Here is a 1,743-nt window from a genome sequence, read left to right as displayed (position 1 = left end):
GCTTACGTCTGCGGCGACGAGGAACGCACGGCCGAGGCGGGCGAGACGGTGGTCATCCCGCTCGACACGACTCACATCCACCCGTGGAGCATCAGCGACGAGGAGTTGGTCGTGCGCCAGACGACCGAGGCCATCCGGCCGGACGGCGAGACCCTGACGGCGGCGCTGGCCGGGGCGCAGACGAGCTTTGGCCTGGCGCGCGAGGGCAAGGTCAACGCGCAGGGCCAACCGAATGTGCTCCAGGCGGCCATCCTCTTCAACGCGCTGCTGCCCAATAGCTACCTGCCCAACATCCCGTTGCCGGCGCAGCGGGTGATGTTTGGGGCGCTGGCCGGGCTGGGGCGGCTGCTGGGCTATCGGCTCACTTATCCGCGGTTCGAGGAGCGCCAGGAAATCGCGTCACAAATGGCGTAAGAGGGAAGAATCCGCAGATTTCGCAGATTACGCAGATTTTCAGAAGAGATATCTTTCGATTGCTGGAGGGTAGATATGTACGCGGTGGTGAATCATTTACACTTTGACCGGCCGGTGGAAGCGTTTCGGGCGGCGGTGAGGGACGAGGGGGTTCCCTTGCTGGCCCGGCAGCCCGGCTTCAGAGATTTCTATCTGATCCAGGAGGCCGAGGATCGAGGGATCGTCATCATCCTGTGGGAGGACGCGGCCAGCGCCGTGGCCGGGGCGCAGTCGTTCGGCCCCACCTGGTTCAACGAACACGTCATCCCCCACCTCGCCAGCCCCCAGCAGCGCAGCACGGGCGAGGTGCTGGTCAGCTATAGATAAGAAATGGCTACGGATTAAGACGGACAAAACGGATTTTAGAATCCCTTCTTATCCGTGTTGATCCGTAGCCATTTCTTTCGATCATTCGCCGCGGCGCGGGGGCGGGGCTATTATCGGCCCCGGATGCAACGCTTCACTCATCGCCCGCCCCTGCCCGCCTCACTCCTGCCCCTGGCCGTCGTCCTGCTGGGCGCGGCGTTGCGCTTCATGCAGATGGGGCAGATCCGCTACGGCTACGACCAGAGTTACCCCGCCTTCCAGGCGCTCGGCCTGCTCGACGGGGGGGGGTGGCCGGTCATCGGCCAGCCCTCGTCCGTCTTCCTCGACAACCCGGCGCTGATGCCCTACCTGCAGGCCATCCCGCTGCTGCTCGTCCGGTCGCCGTGGGCGGTGCAGGCGTTCATCCTGCTGCTGAACAGCGCCGCCACCTGGTTCGTCTGGCGGGTGGCGGCCGACCTGCTCGGCGCGCGCGGCGGGCTGGTCGCCGCCTTCCTCTTCGCCGTCAGCCCGTGGGTGGTCTTCTTCAGCCGCACGACGTGGGTGCAGTCGCTTGTGCCGTTCTTCATGGCCGTCATCGCCTGGGGCCTGTGGCCGACGTTCGTCGGGCCGGCGTTCGTCGAGGATCGCCCCTCGCCGCGCCGCTTCCTGGCCGGCGGCGTGGCGGTGACGCTGCTGGCGCAGACCTACGTGCAGGCGTGGGGCGTGCTGCTGGTGCTCGGCCCGCTGCTGCTCATCTTCCGGCGGCGGCTGCCGCGCCGGGCGGCGCTGGCCGCGCTGGCGCTCTTCCTGGCCGGGGCGGCGCTCTACGCCTGGGGGTTGAGCACCCGCGCCGGCGTCAACGCCGGCAAGGCGAGCAGCTTCCTGAGCGGCGGCGCGCTGAGCCTGAGCGGCGAGGGGCTGCGCCACGCGGCGCGGCTGGTCAACGGCATTGACTTCCGTCCCGCCTACGCCGCCGGCAACCCG

General features: G+C 67.9%; 2 protein-coding genes and 1 pseudogene. All 3 read left to right on the top strand.

Going from position 1 to position 1,743, the window contains the following annotated elements; translation table 11 throughout:
• Positions 1-414, top strand: a pseudogene (locus ACE3UY_RS13035) (hypothetical protein); the annotation flags it as partial.
• 75 nt (positions 415-489) lie between these two features.
• Positions 490-780: an antibiotic biosynthesis monooxygenase gene (locus ACE3UY_RS13030; RefSeq protein WP_374687944.1), complete on the top strand. Its 291-nt coding sequence runs from the start codon at positions 490-492 to the stop codon at positions 778-780.
• Positions 781-903: 123 nt separating this feature from the next.
• Positions 904-1,743, top strand: an 840-nt coding sequence (locus ACE3UY_RS13025; protein ID WP_374687943.1) for an ArnT family glycosyltransferase, incomplete at its 3' end; no start/stop codon positions are given.

The organism is Promineifilum sp. (SeqCode), from assembly GCF_041918635.1.
In the GTDB taxonomy this organism is placed as follows: domain Bacteria; phylum Chloroflexota; class Anaerolineae; order Promineifilales; family Promineifilaceae; genus Promineifilum.
The sequence above is the reverse complement of the archived record's forward strand: the minus strand, read 5'-3'. Positions and strand labels throughout refer to the sequence as shown.